General features: G+C 65.5%; 25 protein-coding genes. 7 read left to right on the top strand and 18 right to left on the bottom strand.

Features of this window, described 5'->3' with window-relative positions; all coding sequences use genetic code 11:
• Positions 1–49 precede the first annotated feature (49 nt).
• The 6 genes from QO207_RS19430 to QO207_RS19405 all read right to left on the bottom strand — a co-directional run bounded on the left by QO207_RS19430 (position 50) and on the right by QO207_RS19405 (position 8,062).
• A complete protein-coding gene (locus tag QO207_RS19430; RefSeq protein ID WP_301533949.1) occupies positions 50–1,489 on the bottom strand; it encodes an NAD-dependent succinate-semialdehyde dehydrogenase in 1,440 nt (479 codons plus the stop codon).
• The gene (locus QO207_RS19425) at positions 1,486–2,520 is read right to left on the bottom strand and encodes an aldo/keto reductase (RefSeq protein WP_301533948.1); all 1,035 of its coding nucleotides are present in this window, start codon (positions 2,518–2,520) and stop codon (positions 1,486–1,488) included. The genes QO207_RS19430 and QO207_RS19425 overlap by 4 nt, the downstream gene beginning before the upstream one ends.
• A 10-nt stretch (positions 2,521–2,530) precedes the next feature.
• On the bottom strand, positions 2,531–3,043 hold the full coding sequence (fae, locus tag QO207_RS19420) for a formaldehyde-activating enzyme (protein ID WP_301533947.1): 513 nt from the start codon (positions 3,041–3,043) through the stop codon (positions 2,531–2,533).
• A gap of 408 nt (positions 3,044–3,451) precedes the next feature.
• Positions 3,452–5,740, bottom strand: coding sequence for an Orn/Lys/Arg decarboxylase N-terminal domain-containing protein (locus QO207_RS19415; RefSeq protein ID WP_301533946.1), 2,289 nt, complete (start codon positions 5,738–5,740; stop codon positions 3,452–3,454).
• Between the two features lie 101 nt (positions 5,741–5,841).
• Positions 5,842–7,335 (bottom strand): arginine/agmatine antiporter, encoded by a 1,494-nt coding sequence (gene adiC / locus QO207_RS19410; protein ID WP_301533945.1) that lies wholly within the window; start codon positions 7,333–7,335, stop codon positions 5,842–5,844.
• A gap of 148 nt (positions 7,336–7,483) precedes the next feature.
• Positions 7,484–8,062 (bottom strand): DUF2846 domain-containing protein, encoded by a 579-nt coding sequence (locus QO207_RS19405; RefSeq protein WP_301533944.1) that lies wholly within the window; start codon positions 8,060–8,062, stop codon positions 7,484–7,486.
• A gap of 197 nt (positions 8,063–8,259) precedes the next feature.
• Between QO207_RS19405 and QO207_RS19400 the strand changes: the two genes are divergently transcribed.
• A complete protein-coding gene (locus tag QO207_RS19400; protein WP_301533943.1) occupies positions 8,260–8,529 on the top strand; it encodes a CopG family ribbon-helix-helix protein in 270 nt (89 codons plus the stop codon).
• Positions 8,520–8,807: a type II toxin-antitoxin system RelE/ParE family toxin gene (locus QO207_RS19395; RefSeq protein WP_301533942.1), complete on the top strand. Its 288-nt coding sequence runs from the start codon at positions 8,520–8,522 to the stop codon at positions 8,805–8,807. Before QO207_RS19400 ends, QO207_RS19395 begins: the two co-directional genes overlap by 10 nt.
• 11 nt (positions 8,808–8,818) lie before the next feature.
• Here QO207_RS19395 and QO207_RS19390 read toward each other — a convergent pair whose 3' ends face one another.
• Entirely contained in the window at positions 8,819–9,412 is a 594-nt protein-coding gene (locus tag QO207_RS19390) for a GNAT family N-acetyltransferase (protein WP_301533941.1), read from the bottom strand.
• 109 nt (positions 9,413–9,521) lie between these two features.
• Between QO207_RS19390 and QO207_RS19385 the strand changes: the two genes are divergently transcribed.
• On the top strand, positions 9,522–9,920 hold the full coding sequence (locus tag QO207_RS19385) for a nuclear transport factor 2 family protein (protein WP_301533940.1): 399 nt from the start codon (positions 9,522–9,524) through the stop codon (positions 9,918–9,920).
• Between the two features lie 92 nt (positions 9,921–10,012).
• Here the strand turns inward: QO207_RS19385 and QO207_RS19380 are convergent, their stop codons facing one another.
• From QO207_RS19380 to QO207_RS19365, 4 genes are all read right to left on the bottom strand, one after another.
• On the bottom strand, positions 10,013–11,305 hold the full coding sequence (locus tag QO207_RS19380; protein ID WP_301533939.1) for an acyltransferase: 1,293 nt from the start codon (positions 11,303–11,305) through the stop codon (positions 10,013–10,015).
• Positions 11,306–11,337: 32 nt separating this feature from the next.
• Positions 11,338–12,495, bottom strand: coding sequence for a phosphatidylserine/phosphatidylglycerophosphate/cardiolipin synthase family protein (locus tag QO207_RS19375; RefSeq protein WP_301533938.1), 1,158 nt, complete (start codon positions 12,493–12,495; stop codon positions 11,338–11,340).
• The gene (locus tag QO207_RS19370) at positions 12,492–13,067 is read right to left on the bottom strand and encodes a YceI family protein (RefSeq protein WP_301533937.1); all 576 of its coding nucleotides are present in this window, start codon (positions 13,065–13,067) and stop codon (positions 12,492–12,494) included. The genes QO207_RS19375 and QO207_RS19370 overlap by 4 nt, the downstream gene beginning before the upstream one ends.
• 111 nt (positions 13,068–13,178) lie before the next feature.
• The gene (locus QO207_RS19365) at positions 13,179–14,084 is read right to left on the bottom strand and encodes a LysR family transcriptional regulator (protein ID WP_301533936.1); all 906 of its coding nucleotides are present in this window, start codon (positions 14,082–14,084) and stop codon (positions 13,179–13,181) included.
• A gap of 108 nt (positions 14,085–14,192) precedes the next feature.
• Here QO207_RS19365 and QO207_RS19360 point away from each other — a divergent pair, with 108 nt between their 5' ends.
• Positions 14,193–15,692 carry an MFS transporter gene (locus QO207_RS19360; protein WP_301533935.1) on the top strand — a complete coding sequence of 500 codons (1,500 nt, stop codon included), beginning with the start codon at positions 14,193–14,195 and terminating at the stop codon, positions 15,690–15,692.
• Positions 15,693–16,312: 620 nt separating this feature from the next.
• On the opposite strand, the gene QO207_RS19355 is transcribed toward QO207_RS19360, so the two are convergent.
• The 5 genes from QO207_RS19355 to QO207_RS19335 form a co-directional block, all read right to left on the bottom strand.
• Positions 16,313–16,912 carry a YceI family protein gene (locus tag QO207_RS19355; protein ID WP_301533934.1) on the bottom strand — a complete coding sequence of 200 codons (600 nt, stop codon included), beginning with the start codon at positions 16,910–16,912 and terminating at the stop codon, positions 16,313–16,315.
• A 43-nt stretch (positions 16,913–16,955) separates the two neighbouring features.
• Entirely contained in the window at positions 16,956–17,303 is a 348-nt protein-coding gene (locus QO207_RS19350; protein WP_301533933.1) for an amidase, read from the bottom strand.
• Positions 17,300–18,427, bottom strand: a complete 1,128-nt coding sequence (locus QO207_RS19345; protein WP_301533932.1) for a serine hydrolase — start codon at positions 18,425–18,427, stop codon at positions 17,300–17,302. Before QO207_RS19345 ends, QO207_RS19350 begins: the two co-directional genes overlap by 4 nt.
• A gap of 131 nt (positions 18,428–18,558) precedes the next feature.
• The gene (locus QO207_RS19340; protein WP_301533931.1) at positions 18,559–19,344 is read right to left on the bottom strand and encodes an MBL fold metallo-hydrolase; all 786 of its coding nucleotides are present in this window, start codon (positions 19,342–19,344) and stop codon (positions 18,559–18,561) included.
• A 104-nt stretch (positions 19,345–19,448) separates the two neighbouring features.
• Entirely contained in the window at positions 19,449–20,345 is an 897-nt protein-coding gene (locus QO207_RS19335) for an acyl-CoA dehydrogenase (RefSeq protein WP_301533930.1), read from the bottom strand.
• A gap of 148 nt (positions 20,346–20,493) precedes the next feature.
• Between QO207_RS19335 and olsB the strand changes: the two genes are divergently transcribed.
• Both olsB and QO207_RS19325 read left to right on the top strand, forming a co-directional pair.
• Complete coding sequence (gene olsB / locus QO207_RS19330; protein ID WP_301533929.1) at positions 20,494–21,249, top strand: L-ornithine N(alpha)-acyltransferase; 756 nt, start codon at positions 20,494–20,496, stop codon at positions 21,247–21,249.
• Positions 21,249–22,016, top strand: coding sequence for a 1-acyl-sn-glycerol-3-phosphate acyltransferase (locus tag QO207_RS19325; protein ID WP_301533928.1), 768 nt, complete (start codon positions 21,249–21,251; stop codon positions 22,014–22,016). The genes olsB and QO207_RS19325 overlap by 1 nt, the downstream gene beginning before the upstream one ends.
• Positions 22,017–22,177: 161 nt before the next feature.
• Here the strand turns inward: QO207_RS19325 and QO207_RS19320 are convergent, their stop codons facing one another.
• Both QO207_RS19320 and QO207_RS19315 read right to left on the bottom strand, forming a co-directional pair.
• Positions 22,178–23,035 carry a universal stress protein gene (locus QO207_RS19320; RefSeq protein ID WP_301533927.1) on the bottom strand — a complete coding sequence of 286 codons (858 nt, stop codon included), beginning with the start codon at positions 23,033–23,035 and terminating at the stop codon, positions 22,178–22,180.
• Positions 23,036–23,113: 78 nt separating this feature from the next.
• Positions 23,114–23,707 carry an ACP phosphodiesterase gene (locus QO207_RS19315; RefSeq protein ID WP_301533926.1) on the bottom strand — a complete coding sequence of 198 codons (594 nt, stop codon included), beginning with the start codon at positions 23,705–23,707 and terminating at the stop codon, positions 23,114–23,116.
• A 298-nt stretch (positions 23,708–24,005) separates the two neighbouring features.
• Between QO207_RS19315 and QO207_RS19310 the strand changes: the two genes are divergently transcribed.
• A complete protein-coding gene (locus QO207_RS19310) occupies positions 24,006–24,335 on the top strand; it encodes a helix-turn-helix transcriptional regulator (protein WP_301533925.1) in 330 nt (109 codons plus the stop codon).

Below are 24,335 nucleotides of genomic sequence, written 5' to 3'. Positions count from 1 at the left end.
GCCGCGCCCTGAGCGACGCGGCGGATGAGGCAGAACTCCTTGAGGGGCGTCAGGCAGACAGGCCGCCCATGAGCAGGTACTTGATCTCCACGTAGTCCTCGATGCCGTACTTGGAGCCTTCGCGGCCCAGGCCCGATTCCTTGATGCCGCCAAAGGGCGCCACTTCGGTGGAGATGATTCCTTCGTTGATGCCGACCATGCCGGCTTCCAGGCCTTCGGCCATGCGCCAGACGCGGCCGATGTCGCGGCTGTAGAAATAGGCGGAAAGACCGTAGGGCGTGTCGTTCGCCAGATTCAGGACTTCAGCTTCGTCGCGGAAGCGGAAACAGGCAGCGACAGGACCGAAGGTTTCCTCACTGGCGATCAGCATTTGCGGATTCGCCTCGGCCAGCACGGTGGGCTCGTAGAAGGTGCCGCCCAGCGCGTGGCGGCGACCGCCACAGAGCACCCGCGCGCCCTTCTCCAGTGCATCGCCAACATGCTGCTCGACCTTGGCCAGCGCCGCTTCGTTGATCAGCGGGCCTTGCTCGGTCTCGCCCTCCAGCGCATTGCCCACGCGCATGGCACTGACTGCCTTGGTCAGGCGCGAGACGAACGCCTCGTAGACGCGCTCCTGGATATAGAAGCGGTTCACGCACACGCAGGTCTGCCCGGTGTTGCGGAACTTCGAGGCCATGGCGCCGCGCACGGCGGCGTCGATATCGGCGTCGTCGAAGACGATGAACGGCGCGTTGCCGCCCAGCTCCAGCGACACCTTCTTCAGCGTGTCGGCCGCCTGGCGCATCAGCAGCTTGCCGGTGCGGGTCGAACCGGTGAAGGACAGCTTGCGCACAGAGCCCGAGGCCTGCAGCGCACCGCCAATGGCCGGAGCATCGCCGGAGACGATGTTGAACACGCCCGCCGGAATACCCGCCTGTTCCGCGAGCACCGCGAGGGCGAAGGCCGACAGCGGCGTCTCTTCCGACGGTTTGAGGATCATGGTGCAGCCGGCGGCCAGCGCCGGGCCAACCTTGCGGGTGACCATCGCCAGCGGGAAGTTCCACGGAGTGATCGCCGCAACCACACCGATGGCCTGCTTGATCACCACGATGCGCGCATCGCCCTTGTGCGAGGGAATCACGTCGCCGTAGACGCGCTTGGCCTCTTCGGCGAACCACTCGAGGAAGCTCGCCGCGTAGGCCACTTCGCCCTTGGCCTCGGCCAGCGGCTTGCCCTGCTCGGTGCTGAGCAGGCGCGCCAGGTCATCCTGGCGCTGCAGCATCAGCTCGCCCCAGCGGCGAATGCGCGCGCTGCGCTCCTTCGCGGTCAGCGCACGCCAGGCCGGCAGTGCGCGTTCGGCAGCGGCGATGGCCGCGTTGGTTTCCTCGGCGCCGCCGCGGGCGACTTCGACAATCAGTGCGCCGGTGGCTGGGTTCCGCACCGGATAGGTCACACCACCATTCACCCATTGGCCGTCGATGTAGTGGCCGGTCTTCAGCAGCTCGCTCATGCCACTGCCTCCGTCAGCGCGAAGGCTTCGCGCATGGGCCGGGCCACACGCAGAATGCGCTTGCCGGCGGTGTAGTCGTTGATCACGTCGCAGGGCGTGTAATTGCGCTCCAGCTCGTGGATCTCCTCGTCGTCCAGACGCGTCTCCAGCGCGGCCAGGGCGCTGTCGAACTGCGCGGTAGTGTCGGCGCCGACCAGCATGCAGTCCACGCCGGAGTGCTGCAGGACCCAGGCCTGGGCGATCTGCGCGTTGGACACGCCACGGCGTTGGGCCACGCGCTGCACCGAGCTGGCGATCTCGAAGGAAGCTTCATCGGCGTACATCTGTTGGGTGAAGAAGTCGGTCTGGTTGCGTGTGGAGCTCACGTCGCCGGTCAGCAAACCACGCGCCAGCGGGCTGAATACCGAGACACCGAGGCCCTGGTCGCGACAGAACGGGATCATCTCGCGCTCTTCCTCGCGGTAGGCGCAGTTGAGCTGCAGCTGCATGTTGATCGGCTTGACCCAGCCATTGCGCTCGCAGGCCATGAGAATCTTCGCCAGCTGGCCGGTAAGCATGGTGGATACGCCGATGTAGCGGGCCTTGCCGGCGCGGACGATGTCGTTCAGGGCGCCCATCACCTCTTCCACCGGGGTGTTCACGTCGTAGAAATGCAGCATGTAGATGTCGACGTAATCCATGCCCATGCGCTTCAGGGAGGCGTCGATGCCATCCATGATGTGCTTGCGCGAGTGGCCGCTGGCGTTGATGCCGGGGCGGGTGCCGTAGCCGACCTTGGTGGTGATCACCACGTCCTCGCGACGCACCAGGCGCTTGAGGATGCGGCACACCACTTCCTCGCCGACGCCGGCGGAGTAGAAGTCGGCGAGGTCGATGAAGTTCACGCCGGCATCCAGCGCGTGCTTGACGATCGGCTCGCTCTTCGCCTCATCGAAGATCCACGGTTTCCAGTCCGGGGTCCCCATGTTCATGGTGCCCAGGCACAGCTTGGAAACCTGCAGGCCGGAATTGCCGAGACGGATGTATTCCATGGTGCGGACCTCAGGCCTTGGGGGTGTAGAAGGGGTTGGCGATGGCGTTGACCACGTCGGCCAGCTGCGCACGCTCGGGCTTGCAGCTCAGCGCCGCATGAATCGCGGTGCGGCAGGCGTTGTAGTTGTTCAGGTAGACGGCATCGAGGTCGTCGCAGCCGGGGTTGACCCAGTTGGCGGTGACGATGGCCCATTCGTCCTCGGCTTCCGGCGGCAGGGTGCCGTCCAGCAGGGCCTCGGTGACGGCCTTGGCGATGCCGGCCTGGGACGCGCCCCAGGTGGCGTTGGCGTGCAGGTCGCCGTTGATCTCGGCCTTGTTGACGTAGAGGGTCATCGGCTTGACCGGGATATTCGGCTGGGCGATCACCATGAACGGACAATGGCCCTGGCTGGGCGACGCCAGGCTGCTGGAGAAGGCCTGGCCGGCCGGGCCGCTGCGCGGGCCGAGCAGGATATTGATATGCGCGGCGTTGACGCCGGGGCCTTCGAAACCTTCACCGATGTACAGGTCGAGCTTTTTCATGGGGTACCTCATGGAACCGTGGGGTGTAAGAAAGCCCGGGCCTGCTTGCGCGGCCCGTGGCAAAACCGGCGCAGGGACGCCGGGGGGAGTTCGGAGGGAGTCAGGAATCGACGGGCAAGTCGGACGGGTGCGCGAAGGCACCGGACAGGCCGGAACGCGGAGGACGGATCGAGGGCAGGGAAAGCAGGGAAGTGATCATGTCGCGTCGCTCTTTGTTGTTGTCGATGAGCTGGTACGACGATTTTTAGCACCGGGCCGAAACGGCCCGGTAACCACAAAAACTCAAGGAGTTATGAGTTCAAGTCATACCCGGATTCGGGCGAAAACCCAGATCACATCCTGGGTTCTGCAGATAAAAAAACCGGCGCAGGGCATTGCCCTGCGCCGGCTTTCATCAACCGAACAGACTCAATCTGACTGGATGCAGGCGACCCGGTAGAGGCCATCCTCGACTTCAACGCCATGGGTATCGTGGGTGAATCCCGGGAAACGCCGGTCGAAGGCTTCCAGCGCCTCCAGGTAACCCAGCAATGGGCCATCGGCGGGCCCGGCGTTCTCACCCGGCATCAGCAGTGGAATACCCGGCGGATAAGGCACCACCCCAGTTGCCACGGTGCGGCCGCTCATTTCCTCCAGCGTCAGCCACTCGATACGGTTCTTCACCAGTTGCTCGTAGGCAGCGCTCGGGCTCAGCCGCGGCTCGGGCAGCAGCGAGAAGGCCTGCCCCATCAGCGCGGTGGTATCCAGTTCGGCCATCGCTTCGAACATCCGGTCGCAGAGGTCCTTCAGGCCCAGGTCGGCGTAACGCTGCGGGAAATCGGCCACCAACTGCGGCAGCGCACGGGGCAGCGGCAGGTTGGCGTCGTAGTCGCGCTTGAACCCCAGCAGGGCATTGACCAGCGTGCCCCACTTGCCCTTGGTGATGCCGATGGAGAAGAGGAACAGCAGGGTGAAGTCGGTGGTCTTCTCCACCACGATGCCTTGCTGCGCGAGGTAGGCAGTGAGTACCGCGGCGGGAATACCCACCGGCATCAGCCCACCAGTGGGCGAGATGCCCGGCGTCACCACCGAAACCTTGATCGGATCGAGCATGCAGTAGCCCTCCTCGATCTCGCCGAAGCCATGCCACTGAGCCCCGGGAGCCAGGGTCCAGCATTGCGGGTCGCTGACCAGCAGTTCCTCGTCCGCCTCGAAGAAAGCCACCTTGCGCCCGGTGCGCGGGTCGCGTACCTCGTCAGGCTGCCAGGCATCGAAGAACCAGTCGCCCTGTTCCGCGAAGTCGTTGTTCAGGCGCGCCAGCAGGCGCCGGAAGGCCACCGCCTCGCGTATGGCGTCGGTGGTCAGCGCCACCCCGCCCTGCCCGTCCATCATCGCCGCCGACACATCGTTGGAGGCGATGATCGCGTATTGCGGCGAAGTGGACGCATGCATCATGTAGGACTCGTTGAAGCGTGCGTGCTCCACTGGATTACGCCCGTCGCGCACATGGATGAACGATGCCTGGGACAGTGCCGCCAGCAGCTTGTGGGTGGACTGGGTGGCGAACACGGTGGGGCGGTCTGCGCCTTGCTCGGCCGGGTCGCCGTGCATGGCGTGGCGCTGGCGGTAGATCGGGTTGAAGCGCGCATAGCCATACCAGGCTTCATCGAAGTGCAGACGGTCGACGCTCTGGCCGAGCAACTCCTCGACCCGCGCCACGTTGTAGCAAAGGCCATCGTAGGTGGAGTTGGTAATGATCGCGTGGCGCGGCGCAGGGTCGATGCCCGGATGCACCAGGGCGTTCTCGGCAATCTGGCGCTTCACCGCCACGGCGGTCAGGTGCTCGGAGCGGATCGGCCCGATCAGCCCGAGGTGGTTGCGCGACGGTACCAGGTAGGTAGGGATCGCCCCCGACATGGTCATCGCGTGCTCCGCCGACTTGTGACAGTTGCGATCGCACAGCGCGACCTGATCGCGGGTCACGCTGGCCATCAGGATGACCCGGTTGGAGGTCGAGGAGCCATTGGTGACGTGATAGCTGCGATGGGAGCCGAATACCCGCGCGGCGTAGCGCTCGCTCTCACCGATCGGGCCGCTGTGGTCGAGCAGCGAGCCCAGGTCGCCGACGGAGATCGACAGGTCCGAGCGCAGCAATTCCTCGCCGAAGAAGTCGAAGAACGCGCGCCCGGCCGGCGACTTGAGGAATCCCGTGCCGCCGGTATGGCCCGGCGTATGCCAGGAATATTCGTAGACGCGGGAGAACTTCATCAGCGCCTTGAACATCGGCGGCAGCACCGCCTCGCGATAGCGCTCGACGGCGGCGACGATACGGCCGCCAATGAAATCGGTGGTGTCTTCCAGCAGCCAGATGAAGTCGTCCGACTGGCGCAGCGCCTGAAGCTCGATGGAAGCCGCGTCGCCACGCGAAGCCATGAGGAAGGCAGGCATCTGTGCATTACGTCGACGCAGTGTCTCCAGTACCGGCAATGCACCGCCAGGCAACTCCCAGTTCAGCAGCAGACATTGCAGGGCCGGATTCGAATCGATAACGGCGCAGGCATCCGCGGCCGTCGCAGCGGGCAGCACGGTTACACCGCGCCGCTCGAGGTCCCGGGTCAACGCCCGCACGGCTCGCCCCGCTGAGGTGACCTGATCCTGCGCCTCATGGACCATCAGGACGACGACATCCAGGGTGTTCTTGGTAACGGATTCGGACATGAAAACTCCTCGAATCGGCTGGCAGCACTCGCGCCGCCAGCCAGGCAGGCGCCTGCCCCGCCCTCAGCGCCATCGAAGAAGGCGCGGGCAGGCGGGGAAATTCAGTTGGGTGTTTGTGCGGGAACGGCGGGTGCGCTGGCCGCAGGTTGGAGTACCCGCGGGCGCAGATTGAGGTTGTCGTGGCGGCCGACCGACACCCAGAACATCGCTGCCAGCGCGATGATGGTCAGTGCCAGGGTGCCGAAGCGGATCCAGCCGGGAGAAACGCCGCCCGGATGGACGCCGGTTTCCTCGACAGTACGCATGCTGTTGATCGACAGCTCGTAGAAGATGATCGTGGAGACCACGAAGATCAGCGACCAGCGCGTCTGTTCGCCATCGGAGCCGACCATCGCCCAGAGGCTGTAGATCGCCGCGATGACCCCGACGAAGGTGTAGAAGCCGTACTGGCGGGCGGGCATCTTGCGGTAGCCCAGCACCTTGATGGCGACTGCCGAGTAGATGTACGGCAGCAGGGTCATGATCACCGCGATGGAGGCAATCTTGCCGAACTGCTCGCTGGCAGTCGGCGACATGGTTGCCAGCACCTGGATGCTCATGATTGCCGCGACGATGGCCAGGCCGGCCGACGGCACGCCCTTGGCGTTGACCTTGGCGAACACCTTGCCGAACAGGCCATCGTCCGCCGCGGCCTTGGCCGTCTGCCCGACCAGCAGCGTCCAGCCAGCCAGCGAGCCGAGGCAGCCAATTGCCGCACAGAGCGCGACTATGTTCGCCGCGGTATCACCCAGCGCCAGGCGCGCAGCGTCGGCGAAGGGCGCACTGGAGGCCAGCAGCTCCTTGTTCGGGATCATGCCCATGATCGCGGTGGAACTGAGCACATAGCAGACGGCTGCGATGAGTACGCCACCCACGGTGGCGATTGGTACGTTGCGCGCGGGGTCGCGTACCACACCCGCGGAAACCGAGGCGCTCTCCACGCCGATGAAGGCCCACAGCGTGTAGTTCAGGGTCGATCCGACCGCTTCGAAACCACTCTTGCCGGAGACGTTCCAACCCGCCTCGTAGATGTCGCCGCTGAACCAGAACCAGCCCAGCAGCGCCATGCCGATGATGGGGAACAGGGCAAAGACGATGGTGAAGGATTGCAGCTTGCCGACCACCGAAGGGCCGAGGATGTTGGCGTAGGTGAAGAACCAGATCACCGCGATCTGCGCCATGGCAGAAACCAGTGGGTCCTTCAGGCTGGGGAAGAAGTGCGACAGGTAACCCAGGCCGGCCACCGCCAGACCGACGTTGCCCACTACGTTGGCCAGCCAGTAGATCAGGTTGGTCTGGTAGCCCATGTAGTTGCCGAACGACTTCTTGGTATAGGCGTAGGGGCCGCCCGCCACCGGATCGATCGCCGACAGCTTGGCGAAGACCAGGGCCAGGGACACCGCGCCGACAATGGTGATGAACCACCCGTAGAGGGCGATCCCTCCTGTGGTAGCGAGGTTGGCCGGAAGCATGAACACTCCCGAGCCCATCATGTTGCCGGCCACCATCAGGGTGGCCGCTACCACCCCGATCTTGTTGCTGTCGGCTTGTTCCATCGCGTGACTCCCTGAAAAAAGAAGTCACGATTCTTCTGCCGTCACCCAGGTCCTGAAATCGCTTGGCTTCCCATAGCGCGGGCCGAATTTTCCTTAACAAGCCAGCGGCTCAATCTGTCTATTCCGGGGTTCCTGCGGGGTTTCCGCTTCAGAGCCCGATGCGTTCGAAGAAGCCGGGGCCTTCGACTTCCTTGCCGCTGGCGGCGATGCTCACCGGTTCCTGTACCTGCCGCGTGGCGGGGATTTCCCGCGAGCCCAGCTCCTTGCCCACCAGTTGCAGCGGGCCGGCGCCCTGCCCTGCCGTGTGTTCGTACTTGGGCGGCGTGTGAATCTCGTCGTAGCGCAGGTAGTAGACCTCGCCAGCGCGGGCTTCCAGGGTGAAGCCGGCGATCAGGGTGAAGTCCAGGCTGCCGCCGGCGAAGAAGGTCCAGAAGCTGCCCAGCAGCGGCCGGCGCATCTGCAGGGGATAACTGCCGGGAGCGAAGCTCAGGGCGAAGTAGCCGTTGCTCGGCAGGCTGCCGATCAGCTCGTTATTGAGGAACAGCCCCGGCGCCTCCAGTTCCTCGTCGGACCACTGGTTCTGCGGCCGGTAGATATACACCGTGGCCTGCTGTGCATCCGCCGGCAGTGCGCCGAACGGCGGCCCATCCACTGCGCCGAAGAAAGCGCCGGGCGAGCTGCAGCCGGCCAGCATCAGGAGAAAGGCGTACAGGGCCACTCGGAGCATGGAAAGTCCCTCTTATGGTTATTCCCGGAGCATAACCACCACTTCGCGCCTTGCCACCCGTCGAAAGTCCGGGTCTACGGCATCACATTTACAGCGCCACTGCGCCCCATTCATCCTTTGCTGTTTGACACTACCTTGCGACAAACCAAGTATGACCAGGTATCAACAGGTATTACCTTTTATCAAGAGGTCTGCACATGGCCACTTCGGTCAAGCTCGATGAGGAGATGCTCGCCCGCATCCGCGAACTGGCGGAGCTGCGCCAGCGCTCCCCGCACTGGATCATTCGCGAAGCCATCGGCCAGTACGTCGTGCGCGAGGAGCAGCGCGAGAAGCTGAAGAAGGACACCGAGCAGGCCTGGGAAGAATTCCAGGCGACCGGCCAGCACGTCACTGCCGAGACCGTGGAGAGCTGGCTGAACAGCTGGGGCGCCGAGGACGAACAAGACACTCCGACATGCGAGTGATCTACGCCCCGGCAGCGCTGCGCGACCTCGAGCGTCTGCGGCGCTTCCTGCGGGAAACCAACCCCGCCGCCGCACGTCGCGCGGGCCGGATCATCATCGAAGCCACCCAGGCGCTGGCCGCCTATCCGCAGATGGGCCGGCTGATCGACGACCTGCCCGTGGACTTTCGCGAATGGCCCATCGATTTCGGCGACAGCGGCTACCTCGCCCGCTACCGCATCGACGGTGACACCCTGGTGATCCTCGCCATCCGCCACCAGCGCGAAGTCGGTTACTGAACGCTCTGCAATCAGTTCAGCTGCTTGATCCAGAAGTTCATCGGCTTGGCGCTTTCCTCCTGTTCGCCCAGGTCACGCCAGCGGTATTCGGTCTGCAGTTGCGGGCGCGGACTGAAGCCGCGTTGCAGCCAGAAGGCATCCAGCGTGCGGTAGTCGGCGGGACGGGCGGGATGGTCCTGCGGGCGTTGCACCGCGCAGAAGGCACACCAGTCGAAGCGCTCCAGGCTGCGCGCATAGCGCTCGCGCTCCTCGAAGAAGCGCAGGCCCAGGCCGGCGTTGCGATAGGCCGGCAGCACCACGGATTCGCCGAAGTAGAACACCCGCTCGGGGTTCCAGCCCTGGGCCAGGAATGGTCGCTGGAATTCCTCGGTCTCGTCCTGTAGCGGCAGGCCGGTGGACGCACCGATCACCCGCCCTTCATCAAGCACCAGTACGCAGAGGCTCCGTGAGGAGCGCACGTAGGTGTCCAGGTAATTCGCCTCGTACTCCGGCGAGCCGTCGTAGAGGTAGGGATACTCGCGGAACACAGTGATGCGCAGGCGCGCCAGGTCATCGATGAAGGGGCGAATGGCGTCGCCACTGAGCAGGCGGATTTCCGTGAGCATGGTCGTTTTTGTCCGCGAGATGCCGCAACCGGCAAAGTGGCGGCCAGAGCGACAACCTATCATGGGCGCCCCAGCCTTCCCGATTCCCGTCCGCGACAGGAGCATGTCCATGCACGCCAAGACCCTGATCAGTGCCTATTACGCCGCGTTCAATGCCGGCGACATGCAGGCCTTCCTAGACCTGCTGCACGACGAGGTGGTGCATGACATCAACCAGGGCGAGCGCCAGCACGGCAAGGCCGCCTTCGCCAGCTTCATGCAGCACATGAACCACTGCTACCGCGAGCAGCTGGCGGACATCGTGGTGATGGCCAGCGACGATGGCAGTCGTGGCGCCGCCGAGTTCGTCGTGCATGGCGAATACCTGCGCACCGATGAAGGCCTGCCGACAGCCAACGGGCAGACCTACGTGCTGCCGGCTGGCGCCTTCTTCGAGTTGCGCGAGGGCAAGGTGGCGCGGGTGACCAACTACTACAACCTCAACGACTGGCAGGCGCAGGTGGGCTGAACCTGGCGTCGAGATCGGTTCGCGAGCAAGCTCGCTCCTACAGGAAGCTCTTCGTAGGAGCGAGCTTGCTCGCGAACAACCCGATCCGTGGATTACGACTCGGTGACCATCCGCCGCCGCGCCGTCGGCGGTGCGGGCGGCGCCGGCAGCAGATGGCGCACCAGCCATYTGCGCACCGGCACCACACAGCGCTCCTGCACCAGCACGCAGCTGGTGACCATGAACAGCAGGAACAGCGGGTACAGCCACAGCGACAACTGCTGCTGCGTCGCCGCCTCCACGCAGTAGGCCCAGTCCGCCAGGCAATCGCCCGGCGCGCGGATCAGCTTCTCGGTGCGCGAGAACAGAGTGAACAGCGGCACGTGCAGGGCGAACAGCGACAGCGACGCCGCCCCCAGCCGTGGCGACCAGTGGCGGATGAAGCTGCTCTGCGGGTCGCGCGGCAGCGCGCTCATGTACACCAGCACCAGCTGTGCCGGCAGCAACAGGCCGTTGTGCAGCAGGAAGTACCAGTACTTGGCGCCGTGGGTGTAGAGGTAGTCGGCGACCAGGAAGCTCGCCAGCACGAAGGCTCCCATCGCCACCAGCATGCCGCGCCCCGGCAGACGCCCGGCGTCCTTGTACTGGCGGAACAGCCCATAGGCGAGGATGCCGCTTAGGAACTCCGGCAGGCGTAGCAGCGGGTTGCGGTGCAGCAGGCCGGTCCAGGGCATGCCGTACTGCTCACTGGCCACCACCAGCACCGGCGGGATCAGATAGACCAGCCAGAGCACCAGCAACCACTTCCACTTGTTCTGCAGGCGCGCCAGACGCGGCGCGACGAAGGGGAAGCAGAGGTAGAAGAAGAACAGCGTCGACAGCGACCAGAGCGGTGCGTTGAAGGTCAGGTAATACGGGTTCCAGGCCTGCAGCATGGTGAGCTGGAGGATGCTGTTGAACAGCAGCTCGCCGTCGCTCATCCAGTGACGGAACAGCTCCGGCTGCAGACGGCCGATGGCTTCATTGGTGTCGTAGACGACAAAGCGTGGCGTGGCCTGGTCGATGTCCGGCCCGATGCCCAGCTGGCTCACCAGCAGCAAGACGGTAATGGTCAGCAGGATCGAGAAGATGTGCAGCGGGTAGAGGTTGGACAGCCGCTTGGTGAAGAAGCTGCGCGGGCTCTCGCGCAATTGCCCGTCCGTGACATAGACGTGACAGAGCAGGAAACCGGACAGCACGAAGAAGGTGCTGGTGGCGAAGAAGCCCAGGCTGGTCAGGTCATCGAGCCCGGCGAACTTCTGCTCGGCTGGGTAGCTGTGCAGGGTGTGGTAGATCACCACGTACAGCCCCATGAGGAAGCGCAGCCACTCCAGGCCGATGAAGCGCTCCTTGGTTTGCTTCTCCACGTCACTCTCCCTCTCGACGGACAACAACGACTTCAGCGGCGGCGGTCGAGGAAGTTCACCACCAGTCGGTCCAGCGATCCCCACAGGCGCTCGCGCAGGCGTTTCCACCAGGGGCGCGCACGCCAGAAACCCAGGTCGATCTCGCGACTCTGCGCGAAGTCGGCAGCCAGGCAATCGGCCACCGCCGCAGTGAATTGCGGATCGAACGCTTCTACATTGGCCTCCAGATTGAACCGAAGGTTCCAATGATCGAAGTTGCATGAGCCGACGCTGACCCAGTCATCCACCAGTACCATCTTCAGATGAAGGAAGCGCGGCTGGTATTCGAAGATCTTCACCCCGGCGCGCAGCAGGCTCGGGTAATAGCGCTGCCCAGCGTAGCGCACCGGCGCATGGTCGGTGAGGCGCCCGGTGAGCAGCAGGCGCACGTCGACACCGCGCTGCGCCGCCTTGCGCAGCGCCCGGCGGACCTTCCAGGTCGGCAGGAAATATGGCGTCGCCAGCCACACCCGCTGGTGCGCGCCACGCAGCGAACGCACCAGCGCCTGGACGATGTCGCGGTGTTGGCCGGCATCGGCATAGGCCACCCGCGCCAGGCCTTCGCCGTAGTTCGGCAGCGGCGGCAGGCGGGTCAGCAGGACCTCCTCGCGGGGCTTCCAGGCGCGCACCCCGAGGCAGGCATTCCACTGCCGCTCGAACAGGCGCTGCCAGTCGGCAACGATATGGCCGGTCATCTCCACCATCACTTCGTGCCAGTCGCTGCGGTTGTCCCGCGCGGACCAGAATTCGTCGGTGGCGCCGGTGCCGCCGACATAGGCGATGCGTTCGTCGACCAGCAGCAGCTTGCGGTGATCGCGGTACAGGTTGCGGATGCCGGCCTTCCAGTTCAGCGGGTTGTACTGGCGCAACTCGCCGCCCGCCTCCAGCAACTGGCGGCTCCAGGCGCTGGAGAGCTTGAGGCTGCCGAAGGCGTCGAACAGGCAACGAACCTTCACCCCGCGCGCACGGGCGGCCAGCAGGCGATCCAGCAAGGCCTCGGCACAGCTGCCGCTTTCCACCAGGTAGAGTTCCAGTTCGATCTGCCGCTCGGCACTGTCGATGGCAGCGAACATGCGCGGGAAGAAGCGCTCGCCATCGCAGAGCAGGGCGAAACGGTTGCCCGTCCGCCAGGGGAAGATCGGCCCGCTCACCGCGAGGCGAAGATCAGCACGGCGCCCACCGGCACCGACAGGCCGATACTCTTCAACCCAGCCAGCTTGCGCAGCTGCGCAACACCTGGTGCGAGGCCGAAGTCAGCGGCGTTGATCACCAGCGGCTGCAGCGTCACCACCTGGAAGCGATGCTCATCCAGGCGGGTGATCAGCACGTCGGTGCGGTAGTCCTTGCTCTGCCCGTTCAGCTCCAGGCGCAGCGGCAGGCGCATTTCCAGTTGCACACCGCTGGCCAGTTCGGTGATCGGGCGCAGGTCGATGGTCGAGGTGACGCGCGCCTCGGGGAATTTCTCGGTGTCGAACAGCTTGTCGCGCAGGCGCTCATCGCGCAGCGGAACGCCGCTGTTCACCGAATCCATCTCGATGCGCAGTTCCACCTGGCCCTGCTGCTCCACCTTGCCGTGCATCACCAGGAAGCGATTCACCTCGGCGATATCAGCATTTTTCGTGGTGACGAAGGTCAGCCGCGAGGACTCGTAATCGAGGTACCAGGCAGCCTGGGCGGAAGCGGCGAAGCAGGCCGCGAAGAGGAAGGCGAACAGCGAGCGCATGAAATCCCTTACATGAAAAACGGATGGATCAACGGCCAACGATAGCGGCCCGCCATCGGCTTGCAAACTGGCCGATCGCTGAGCCCTTGGGCAGGCGGGGCCGGCAATGGTTCAGTCAGCCAGCAGCGCGGGAATCCCGGCCACCAGCGCATCGATGGCGCAGCGGATCTTCGACGGCATGTAGCGGGTCTTCGGCCACACCGCATGGATCTCCAGCGGCGGCAGGTTGCAGCGCCCCGTCACCGTCACCAGTTCGCCCAGCTTCACGTACCGCGCCAACAGCCACGACGGCAGGCGCGCCAGGCCGAAACCGGCCACGGCCGCTGCGGTGATGGCCTGCAGGTCGTCCATGCTCAGCTGCGGGTCGATGTCGATACGTTTGGCCCGGCCGTCATCCTCGCGCAGGTCCCAGGGCGAGGTGACCCCGGCGACCGAGTAACTGATAGCCGAGTGGCCGGCCAGATCGTCCAGCGCCTCGGGCATGCCGTGCTCGGCGATGTACGAGGGCGCCGCGCCGATGCTGGTGTACTGCACGCCCAGCTTGCGCGCAGCGAGCGTGGCGCTGTCGCTCAGCGGGCCGATACGCACGGCGAGGTCGAAGCCCTCTTCCACCAGGTCGACACGGCGGTCGGTGAACGACAGGTCGATCTTCAGCGACGGGTACTGCCGCGCCAGCGCCAGCATCAGTGGCACCACGCAGAGGTGGCCGAAGGAGATCGGCACGCTGACCCGCAGGCGGCCGCGCGGCTCCAGGCGTCCGCCCTCCAGCGCGGTGTGCGCGGCGTCCAGCTCGGCCAGCGCTCGCACGCAGCTGTCGTAGAACACCTGGCCGTCGTCGGTGAGGTTCTGGCTGCGCGTGGTGCGCTGCAACAGGCGCACACCCAGGCGAGCTTCCAGCCGGGCAATGGCCTTGCCCACCGCCGAACGCGTGAGGTTCAGGCGCTCCGCCGCGAGGGCGAAGCTGCCGGCATCCACGACCTGAACGAAGGTGGCGATACCATCGAGTCGGTCATCCATCAGCCTTCACCTTTGAATCCTGAAAAGACCCAATGATGGGACCAAATAGCGCCAATGGGGAACCCTGTTCTTTTCGACAATAGTGGCTCGTACTCCGGAGCCCACCCCATGACTGCCCACCATAACCCCAGAAACCTCATCGCCCTGGCGGCGGTGTGCCTGTCCTCGATGATGTTCGGCCTGGAAATCTCCAGCGTACCGGCCAGCCTGCCGGCCCTGGAGCGCGTGCTGCACGGCAACTTCCAGGACCTGCAATGGGTGATGAACGCCTACACCATCGCCGTCACCAGCGTGCTGATGGCCGCCGGCACCCTGGCCGATCGCTTCGGCCGCAAGCGCCTGTTCGTCATCAGCCTGGCGCTGTTCGGTGTCACCTCGCTGCTCTGCGGGCTGGCAGGGGACATGCCGACCATGATCGCCGGGCGATTCCTGCAGGGCGCTGCCGGCGGGGTCATGCTGATCTGCCAGGTGGCCGTGCTCACCAGCCAGTTCAGCGACCCCGCCGAGCGCGTGCGCGCCTTCGCCGCCTGGGGCGTGGTGTTCGGCATAGGCCTGGGCTTCGGGCCGATCATCGGCAGCGCCATCGTCGCCCTGGCCAGTTGGCAGTGGGTATTCCTGATCCACGGGCCGCTCGCCCTGCTTACCCTGGCATTGGCGCAGTACGGCGCGGTGGAGTCGCGCGATCCGGACGCCGAGCGCCTGGACATCGGCGGCATGCTGACGCTGTCGCTGGCGGTGCTCGGCACGGTGTTCTACATCACCCAGGGCGCCGACATGGGCTTCGCCAGCCCGGCGGCGCTGGCGATCCTGCTGCTCAGCGCTGCCTGTCTGGCGGCCTTCATCCTGATCGAGCGCCGCGTCGCCCACCCGATGTTCGACTTCTCGGTGCTGCGCATCCGCGCCTTCTCCGGTGCGATGTTCGCATCGGCAGGGATGAACGCGAGTTTCTGGCCGCTGATGATCTACCTGCCGGTCTACTACCACGGCGTGCTCGGTTACGACGACGTGAAGGCCGGCTGGTCGCTGCTCGCCTACACCCTGCCGACGCTGGTGGTACCGCCGATTGCCGAACGCCTGGCGCATCGTTTCCAGCCGGGCTGGGTGATCCCCGGCGGCATGTTCGTGATCGGCGCCGGCTTCTTCCTGATGCTCTGGGGCAGCGCCGTGGAGCACGCCAGCTGGCTGACCCTGCTTCCGGGCTGCGTGCTGGCCGGCATAGGCCTGGGCCTGACCAACACCACGGTGACCAACACCTCTACCGCCGCCGTGCCCGCCGCCCGCGCCGGCATGGCCTCGGGTATCGACATGAGCGCACGGATGATTTCCCTCGCGATCAACATCGCGGTGATGGGGCTGATTCTGCTCTCCGGTGTCGCCGCTGCGCTGCATGGCGTGGATGGCAGCGAAAAGCTTCAGCAGGCGGCGAGCATCGCCAGCGGCCGACTGGGCACGGACGATCCGGAAGCTGCCCGCGCAGCGCTGGTCCAGGGCTTCGGCTGGGTGCTCGGCTATGGCGGAATCAGCGCCTGGCTGCTCGCGGCGGGCAGCTTCCTCACCTTCGGTGCGCATCGCGCGGCGCGGCCTAGACTGGAGGCTGTCCGATCCTGAATGACAGGAGCACCACCATGAAGACCATCCTGCTGCTTACCTTCGTGCTCATCAGCGCCTCCAGTTGCAGCGTGGGCTCCGGCTTCCGCTTCCAACCCGATGTGCCGGCGATTGCGGCGCGGGCTTAAGACTGGCTGTTTTCGCGATTGACGCTGTGCCGTGCGGTTCGCGAGCAAGCTCGCTCCTACGAAGAGCATCCGCGCCAACCTCTTGGGATTTTGACTTGGCTCTGAATACTTCCAGAGAAACCTCCGCGCGCGCCAACTGCCCCGTTCAGGAGGCCTCGTTGAAGCGGAGTTTCAGGGGTTGAGCGACATGGATGTCGCGAGAGCTGCGATGGGCCAGGGATGGCCCTTCGCAGCGTGCCCCTGAAACTGCGCTTCAACGAGGGAATTTTTCGCCTAAGCGAAAAACCGGATGTCCGGGGCAAGACCTTTGCCCACTTTGGGGCGTTTGCCAAAGTGGGTCGCCCGGGGGGGGGCGAAACACGAGGTCCACGCACACACCAAAGCGGCGCCGAAGTGCCCAAACCAAAGCAGCAACATTGGAGCAGAAAAAGGCGCCGGCCCTGCCGACGGATCGCGGATAAGATCCGCTCCTACGGGTTCATGCTGCGAGTATCACGGCGCCTGCTTGATCACCTGACTGAACCCCAACACCGCAAACACCGGCACCTCCGGAGTAATGGACGGCACATTGGCAACCTCCTTGAGCGGCTCCAGCTTCTCCTCCAGGTCGAAGTCGATCAGCTTGAGCACCAGCGGCTCCATGGTCGTCACCTCGATGCGGCTCTCACTGGGGCGGCTGACCAGCACCTCGGACTTGAGCCGACGCTGCTGGCCGTGCAGGTCGAGGTTGAAGTCGATGGTTTCCTGGCGTGACTGACCGACCTGCAGGTCCTCATAGCGGCTGAGGTCGAGTTGGCTGCTGATGGTCGCCTCGGGAAAGCGCTCGATCTCGAAGAAGGAATTACGCATGCGCTCGTCGCGCAGCGCCAGGCCGCTGTCGATGGACTCCAGCGGCACCACTACGCGCACCGCGCCCTTGTCGTCGATCTGCCCGGAGAGGCGGTCGAAACGCTGCACCTCGGCCATCTTGCCGCGCTTGACCGAAACGAAGCTGATCCGCGAGGTATCGCCGTCCAGCTGCCATTCGGCCAGCGCCAAGGGGCTCGTCAGCACGAGCAACGCACACACCGCTCCTGTTACAAAAGAATGCATCGATCCTCCGAAGCGGGTCGCCCCGCTCCGTGGAACGCGCCCGTCAGTGGCTGCCCGATTCGGGCAAATCGTCCGCCTGGGGCATCAGCTGGCATCCCTCGCGCGCGCTGAGCCAGGCGGCTGTCTGCGTACTGCCCAGGCCGCGGGCGGTCACCCGCTTGCGCGCTTCATCGTCGAGGAAGGCGCTGGTCGGCACGTACTGCTTGGTATAGGCCTGACAATAGTCCGCCGAGTTCCCCATAACGTAACGGCAGGAGCAGTACTCCTTGGCGGTGTAGGCGCCGATGATGCCGGGGAAGGCAGCCAGATGGACGCGGTTCTGCCACGCGGTGGTGACCAGCGCGAGCAGCAGCAGGACCAGGGCGGTGAGGATCGGATGACGGCGGATCATGGCTGCACCTCCCCGTGGGCGAAGGCCGCCTGGGCAAGCTTGAGGAAGGTGTCGTGCTGGTAGCTGCTGTCACGGTCGTCGGCGTAGCGGACGATCACCAGCTTCTGTTCGGGGATCACGTACAGCGCCTGGCCCCAGTGGCCGAGGGCGGCGAAGGTGTCCTGCGGCGCATCCGGCCAGGGCGCGGGCGCACCGGCCACCGGGCGGTTGAGCCACCACTGGCCACCGGGCACTGCCTCATTGGGCTTCTTCGGATCGGGCTGGTACTCGGGGAACGGCGCGAGGACGAACTTCAGCCAGTCCTGGGGCAGTAGCTGGCGATCCTTCCAGCGACCGTCGCGCTCCATCAGCAGGCCGATGCGCGCCAGGTCGCGGGCGGTCATGTAGGCGTAGGACGAACCGACGAAGGTGCCGCTGGCGTCACGCTCCCAGACCGCGGACTGGATACCCAGCGGCTCGAACAACGCGGTCCAGGGGTAGTTCGCGTAGTCCTTGCCGACCATCTGCTTGAGCGTGGCGGAGAGCACGTTGCTGTCGCCGCTGGAGTAGCGGAAACGCTTGCCCGGCTCGGCATCGGCGGGGAAGCCGGCGGTGAATTTCGCCATGTCATCGCGGCCGCGGGTGTAGAGCATCGCCACCACCGAGGAGCGCACCGGTGCGTATTCATATTCTTCCTGCCAGGCCAGGCCCGAGGCCCAGTGCAGCAGGTCGCGCATCTTGATGTCGGGATGGTCGGCGAAGGCCGGGTAATGCTTGGCGACCGGGTCGTCGAGCTGGAACTTGCCCTCGCCGAAGGCCACGCCAAGGACGCTGGCCATCACGCTCTTGCTCATCGACCAGGCCAGGTGCGGGGTCTCGGCGCGAGTCGGGCCGGCGTAGCGTTCGTAGATCAGCTGGCCATCGCGGATGACCACCACCGCGTCGGTGCGCACGCCATTGCGGGTGCCGTCATCGCGGGTGGGGAAGGCGTAGTTCTCGAACTCCTGCACGGCGGTGCCGCTGGGCGTGGCGCCGTGGGGCCAGTCGGCCTCGGGCCAGGTTTCGGCGCCGTGGGCGTGGCCACTGAGCAGGCAGGTCGCCAGGGCCAGCGCACGCAGCGCTGGGCGGAAGGGGGCAATGGGCATCGGCGGGCCTCTTGTTATCGGGTCGGCCCGCACCCTAGCACGCTGAAGATGACGGATTAAGCGCCAATCGTGCCGTATTCGAGGACGATTGGCGCAATCGGTCAGCGCGGGGCTCTTCAGTCGGAGCTTGTCTAGCGAGGAACCTGATAATCGTCCGGCCCCATCAGGTCCATGCCGCATTGCAGGTCGGTGATCCAGTCGAGGAAGGCGCCGATCATGGCCTTGCCCACGAAGGGCCGGCCGTGCTGCGGGACGATCATTTCGATGTCCAGGCCGCGAACCATGTTGGCCCACAGCCGGCCGACCTTGTTCGAGGCCATGTAGCGGCGGTGGAAGCCTTCCATGTGCTGCACGTGGGCGGCGAAGTCCTGCACCGGGCTGGCGTCGTCCACCAGGGAGGCGCCCATGTCGCCGGAGAAGAGGATCTTGCTGATCGGGTCGTAGATCTGGAAGTTGCCCACCGAGTGGAGGAAGTGCGCGGGGATCATCTTCAGCTGGCAGCGGCCGAGCTGCACCGACTCGCCGCGGTCGGGCAGCGGGATCACCCGGTCATAGGTGGAGATGCCGTGGCTGACCGCCAGGTAGTTGGCCGTCAGGTGCGGCAGGAAGCGCGCCCAGAGCTTGGAGCAGATCACCTTGGCGCGGGTGTGCAGCAGCCACTTGTCCAGCGCGGCGATGATGTCCGGGTCCTGGTGCGAGGCGAAGATGTAGTCCAGGTCCTGTAGCGAGAACAGCTTGGAGAGTTCCAGGGACAGCGGGGTGTAGGTCAGGTCGCCGCCCGGATCGAGCAGCAGGCGCTTGTCGTGGTCGACGATAAGGAACTGGTTGGATTGCACACCGTCGCCGCTGACCAGATCGTCGAAACACAGGCATTGGTGTTTACCGTCGTCGAACAGCACGATGGGTTCGCGTCGCATGAGGGGATTTCCTAAAGCAGTGGGAGGGAAAACAGTGGGTAGCCCTGCGGAAATTTCTTGGTATCTCAGAAACTTCCGTAGGCTAGCGTCCCCTCCCCCAGCCCTCACTGACGTGGGTCAAGGCCTATTGCCACCTTCGCCTTCTCCAGCCGCTTGGCCCGTGCGGAGCCAGCGATGGCGAGCACGCCCTTGTCCCGACGCCACACCGCCGCCAGCTCCGCATCGCCGGCAGCGAATGCGGCATCCAGCGGCGCGGCGAGGCTTTCGAACTGGCTGAACACGCCGGCCAGCAGCAGGTGGGTTTCCGGCTGCCCGGCGGGCTGCCGGCTGACTTCGGCGCAGCCGGCGAGCACGCCGGTCAGGCGCATATTCAGCTCGGTCGGCCACTGGTGTTCCAGCGCCAGGCCATAGAGCCAGGCACAGACCGCGGCCAGCACATGGGTGTCCTCCAGGGTACGGAAAGGTTTGCTGTAGGCCTCCCAGCCATCGCCGGGCAGGCGCTCGCAATGGGCGCCGTCGAGCAGCAGGCGGGCGTGGGGGATGTCGGGCATCAGCGGCAGGGCCGGCAGTGCTTCGAGCCTGGCGCCGGGGGCACCGGCCTGCACCACGGTCATGGCGATGCGCGGCGACTCGCCCTCCTCCTCGTCGCGCGCGGCGACCAGCCACCAGGCGGCACTCTCGGCGGCGGTGGCGAAGTCCTTGCGGCCGTGCAGCACCAGCCCTTCGAGACGGGTCTGCAGGTCGGAGGGGCGCACGCTCTTCTTCTCGGTCACGCATAAGGCGCCGAGGCTGCGCGGGGCAGCCGGCCAGAGCGCGCGCAACGCCGCCTGGTAGCCAGCGAGGAAAGCCAGCCCTGGCGAGGTCGCCAGACGGCCCCCCAGCACTGCCAGTTCAAAGCTGTTGGCGCACCCGGCGCGGGCGAGCAATTCGGCGTACCAGTCGTCCAGGGCCAGGCCGGGCGGTAACCGGTCCTGCGGGCCGAGCAGGCAATTCCAGGGCATCGCGGCGCTCCTTCCTTCGAGGTCGTTGTTCTTGTCATACAAGCATCACCGCACCGTCATGGGCGTGACACCGGTCATTCCTAGCCTGAGCTTGCACAACAAAGCCGACCGGCCGCAACCCGCATGGCCGGTTCACGGAGGCACTCGCATGAGTCAGATCGCCCTCTCCTGTGACACCCCGGCAGAACGCCGTCTCAAGGCCGTGCGTCTGCGCGGCGCCCGCGCCCTGCGCGAAGCCCAGGCCCTGCGTTACCGCGTGTTCAGCAGCGAGTTCGATGCCCAGCTCAAGGGCGCGGACCAGGGGCTGGACATGGACGACTACGACCGCCACTGCGCCCACATCGGCGTGCGCGACCTGAACACCGGCGCGCTGGTGGCCACCACCCGCCTGCTCGACCACCGCGCCGCCCAGCGCCTGGGCCGCTACTACAGCGAAGAGGAATTCGCCCTCGACGGCCTGGACAACCTGCAGGGCCCGGTGCTGGAGATCGGCCGCACCTGCGTCGACCCGGATTACCGCAACGGCGGCACCATCGCGGTGCTCTGGAGCGAGCTGGCCGAAGTGCTCAACGAAGGCGGCTACCGCTACCTGATGGGCTGCGCCAGCATCCCCATGCGCGATGGCGGCATCCAGGCCCGCGCGGTCATGCAGCGSCTGCGCGATCGCTACCTGTGCCAGGAAAACCTGCGCGCCGAACCGAAGACCCCGCTGCCGCCCATGGACGTGCCGGACAACCTCACCGCCGAGCTGCCRCCGCTGCTCAAGGCCTACATGCGCCTGGGCGCGAAGATCTGCGGCGAGCCCTGCTGGGACCCGGATTTCGGCGTCGCCGACGTGTTCATCCTGCTCAAGCGTGACGAGCTCTGCCCGCGCTACGCCCGCCACTTCAAGGCCGCGGTCTGATGCGCCGCCTGCGCGCCTGGCTGCGCGTCGCCCGGTTGCTGGCACTGCTGCTGGTGGGCCTTGCGCTGGCCAGCTTCGTCAGCCTGCTGGAGCGCCTGCCCGGCGAGCGCATGCCGCTGCGCCAGCGCCTGACGCGCTGGTTCCTGGCACGCCTGTCCGCCGCGCTGCCCTTCGAACTGCAGGTACATGGCGAACTGCCCCGGCAGCCGATGCTGTGGGTCAGCAACCATGTGTCCTGGGTCGATATTCCGCTGCTTGGCGGGCTGCTGCCGCTGACCTTCCTGTCCAAGGCGGAAGTGCGCCAGTGGCCGCTGGCCGGTTGGCTGGCGGAGAAGGCCGGCACGCTGTTCATTCGCCGTGGCTCGGGTGATGCACGGATGATCAACGCGCAGCTGGCCACACACCTGTCGCGTGGTCGCTCACTGCTGGTCTTCCCCGAAGGCACTACCACCGACGGCACAGGCCTGCGCACCTTCCACGGTCGCCTGATGGCCAGCGCCATCGAAGCCGGCGTGCCGGTGCAGCCGGTGGCGCTGCGCTACCATCGCAACGGCCAGGCGTGCGAGCTGGCGCCGTTCATTGGCGACGACGATCTGGTCAGCCACCTGAAGCGCCTGTTCGACAATGATCGGGGAGTGGTGGAAGTCCACCTGCTGCCGGCGCTGTCCAGCGCCCACCAGGACCGCAACCTGCTGGCGAAGCAGGCCCATGCTGCGATCCATGCAGTGGTCTGTGACGTTCAGGAAGAGTCGGCCATCGCGGCCTGAGGTCTGCCAGTAAAGCGGCAGGGAAAGCGAAGAAGGTTTGGAGCCCGCCGTAACCTACGGCCGACGGGTTCCCACTCTGACGAAACAGCTTTCAAACTGCCCCGGGCAGCACCCTCGAGCTGCCCGGTGTAGCCTGAAAACAGTCTCCAGACGCCGGAGGTTCAAGCCTCCGGCGGCACGACCAGGATGTCACAATCCAGCTCGCGCAGAGCGTAGTCGGCAACACTGCCGATCAGGGCACGCTTGATTCCGCCCATACCCCGAGTACCCATGACCAGCAGATCGGGTCGATGCTTGTCGACCATCCGCTGCAACACGTTGCCCGGCAGCCCGACGGCCACCAGTTGTTCATCGATGCGATCCTCCAGGTGCTGCTCGTGGAGGAATTTCTTCAGCTCGTCCACGGCCTGGCGCGATTCGCTGCCGACGAATTCGTCGATGCGCTCCTCGCTCACCCCGGAGTACTGCATCATCCCCTTGGCCAGCGGGCTGAAGGCATACACGCCACGGCGCACGGCACCTTCGAGCATACCCAGGTCATTGGCGACCTCCACCGCGTGGGCCGAAGCCGGCGAGGTGTCGAGGGCGATCAGCAGATCACGGTACTGCCCGGCGGCCGGCTGGTTGACCACCAGCACCGGCAATTGCCCGGCGCGCAGCACTCGCTCCACCGTGGTGCCGACGAAGATGTCGCGCAGCACGCTCTTGCGGTGTGCGCCCATCACCAGCATTTCGCAGGCCTGCTTCTTCGCCGCGGCGAGAATCTGCTGATTGGGATCGCCGCGCTCCACCAGCAGCTGCGGGCAGGTGCCGCCCAGTTCGGTGAGTTCCACCAGCCGCGCTTCGAGCATCATGCGCACCTGGGTCAGCTCCTGGTCGATCAGCGCCGAGGGCTGGTCTTCATCCACCACGTAGAGCACGGTCCAGGGACAGGCGTAGCGCTTGGCCAGCGCTGCCGCACGGTGCAAAGCCTTTTCGGAACGGCCGGACAGATCCGTTGCGACCATTAACGACTTCATCATGCTGCTCCTCTCGTCGTCCTTCAGATGTGTCTATTGCACACGCGATGGGCCGCCGGGCGGTTGACGCATATCAAGTCAGGCCGGACCGTCCATCGAATTCGGCAGATTTCTGACGAATGCCTGCAATTCGGGATAGAACTCGCGGAAGTCTTCGCTCAGCGGTTCGTACAGGCGATCCAGCTCGTCCCAGGCGCCGTCCAGCAGGGATGGCCGCGACAGGCGCCGGGACATCCCGACGACCACGTCCTGCAGTACCTCGAACTCGCGATAACTGCCGAGCCAGTCCTGCGCTGCCATGCGCGGTGCAATGCGTGCCAGACGCTCCGGCAGGCCGGGCGTGCGGCCCAGTACACCGTAGACCCGTTGGGTGAAGTGCTCCAGCGGCTCGCCGGAGAAACGCCCCCAGTCGCGGGCCAGGCAGTGGTCGAAGAACACGTCCAGGAGCACGCCGGCCATGCGCCGGCGCTCGCTGGGGAAGCGTGTCTTGGCACTGTGTATCAGGGCGTGACTGTCGGTGAAGGCATCGATGCGCCGGTGCAGGCGGATGCCCGCCTCGATCTCGGCGGGCCACTGGCCGGCCAGCGGGCCTTTGACGAAATCGCCGTAGAGGCTGCCGAGCAGTTGGGCAGGCCGGTCGCCGCCCAGGTGGAGGTGCGCTAGGTAATTCATGTCGCTGAGCTTAGCGCGGAACCGTGACCAACCCGAAACACCCTGCCATGACGGCGGCGTAGGAGCGGATTCATCCGCGATAGGCTCGCATCGCGCCGGACGCCCATCGCGGATGAATCCGCTCCTACGCCAGCCGGGTAATGTCATCGGCAGCGCACCATCGCGGACGGATACGCCCACAATGGCGCGGCCTGCCGCCTAGTATCATCAGGAGTGATCATTACTATCGCCCCAAACGAATTCATATCGTTTTTGACCGATATATAGTTCGTCTCAACGCGATATACCGATGTGCCCCATGACTGAACAAACCCATCTCGATCCTGACATCGACCTCGAAGAAATCTTCAAGGCCCTGGCCCACCCGGTGCGGCGCGACATGCTGCACTGGCTCAGGGACCCGGAGAAATTCTTCGTCGAGCAGGAGCACCAGTCCTTCGAGATCGGCGTCTGCGCCGGCAAGTTCGACCAGCGCACCGGTCTGTCGCAATCCACCGTCTCCGCGCATCTGGCCACCCTCCAGCGCGCGGGCCTGGTGACCAGTCGAAGAGTCGGCCAGTGGAACTTCTTCAAACGCAATGAAGAAACCATCCAGGCCTTTGTTCGCCACCTGAGCGAAGCGCTGTAA

The sequence above is a fragment of the Pseudomonas sp. CAN1 genome, assembly GCF_030462585.1.
GTDB lineage: Bacteria > Pseudomonadota > Gammaproteobacteria > Pseudomonadales > Pseudomonadaceae > Pseudomonas.
Note: the sequence above shows the minus strand (reverse complement) of the source record. Positions and strands in the feature narration are given on the sequence as shown.

Coding starts and splice junctions, on each gene's coding strand:
- QO207_RS19385 (WP_301533940.1), top strand. CDS start 9,522: ATGCACGCCAAGACCCTGATCAGTGCCTATTACGCCGCGTTCAATGCC.
- QO207_RS19400 (WP_301533943.1), top strand. CDS start 8,260: ATGGCCACTTCGGTCAAGCTCGATGAGGAGATGCTCGCCCGCATCCGC.
- QO207_RS19365 (WP_301533936.1), bottom strand. CDS start 14,084: ATGGATGACCGACTCGATGGTATCGCCACCTTCGTTCAGGTCGTGGAT.
- QO207_RS19415 (WP_301533946.1), bottom strand. CDS start 5,740: ATGTCCGAATCCGTTACCAAGAACACCCTGGATGTCGTCGTCCTGATG.
- QO207_RS19350 (WP_301533933.1), bottom strand. CDS start 17,303: ATGATCCGCCGTCATCCGATCCTCACCGCCCTGGTCCTGCTGCTGCTC.
- QO207_RS19320 (WP_301533927.1), bottom strand. CDS start 23,035: ATGAAGTCGTTAATGGTCGCAACGGATCTGTCCGGCCGTTCCGAAAAG.
- QO207_RS19370 (WP_301533937.1), bottom strand. CDS start 13,067: ATGCGCTCGCTGTTCGCCTTCCTCTTCGCGGCCTGCTTCGCCGCTTCC.
- QO207_RS19405 (WP_301533944.1), bottom strand. CDS start 8,062: ATGCTCCGAGTGGCCCTGTACGCCTTTCTCCTGATGCTGGCCGGCTGC.
- QO207_RS19345 (WP_301533932.1), bottom strand. CDS start 18,427: ATGCCCATTGCCCCCTTCCGCCCAGCGCTGCGTGCGCTGGCCCTGGCG.
- QO207_RS19315 (WP_301533926.1), bottom strand. CDS start 23,707: ATGAATTACCTAGCGCACCTCCACCTGGGCGGCGACCGGCCTGCCCAA.
- QO207_RS19425 (WP_301533948.1), bottom strand. CDS start 2,520: ATGGAATACATCCGTCTCGGCAATTCCGGCCTGCAGGTTTCCAAGCTG.
- fae (WP_301533947.1), bottom strand. CDS start 3,043: ATGAAAAAGCTCGACCTGTACATCGGTGAAGGTTTCGAAGGCCCCGGC.
- QO207_RS19325 (WP_301533928.1), top strand. CDS start 21,249: ATGCGCCGCCTGCGCGCCTGGCTGCGCGTCGCCCGGTTGCTGGCACTG.
- QO207_RS19430 (WP_301533949.1), bottom strand. CDS start 1,489: ATGAGCGAGCTGCTGAAGACCGGCCACTACATCGACGGCCAATGGGTG.
- QO207_RS19395 (WP_301533942.1), top strand. CDS start 8,520: ATGCGAGTGATCTACGCCCCGGCAGCGCTGCGCGACCTCGAGCGTCTG.
- QO207_RS19340 (WP_301533931.1), bottom strand. CDS start 19,344: ATGCGACGCGAACCCATCGTGCTGTTCGACGACGGTAAACACCAATGC.
- QO207_RS19390 (WP_301533941.1), bottom strand. CDS start 9,412: ATGCTCACGGAAATCCGCCTGCTCAGTGGCGACGCCATTCGCCCCTTC.
- QO207_RS19355 (WP_301533934.1), bottom strand. CDS start 16,912: ATGCATTCTTTTGTAACAGGAGCGGTGTGTGCGTTGCTCGTGCTGACG.
- QO207_RS19360 (WP_301533935.1), top strand. CDS start 14,193: ATGACTGCCCACCATAACCCCAGAAACCTCATCGCCCTGGCGGCGGTG.
- QO207_RS19335 (WP_301533930.1), bottom strand. CDS start 20,345: ATGCCCTGGAATTGCCTGCTCGGCCCGCAGGACCGGTTACCGCCCGGC.
- adiC (WP_301533945.1), bottom strand. CDS start 7,335: ATGGAACAAGCCGACAGCAACAAGATCGGGGTGGTAGCGGCCACCCTG.
- QO207_RS19310 (WP_301533925.1), top strand. CDS start 24,006: ATGACTGAACAAACCCATCTCGATCCTGACATCGACCTCGAAGAAATC.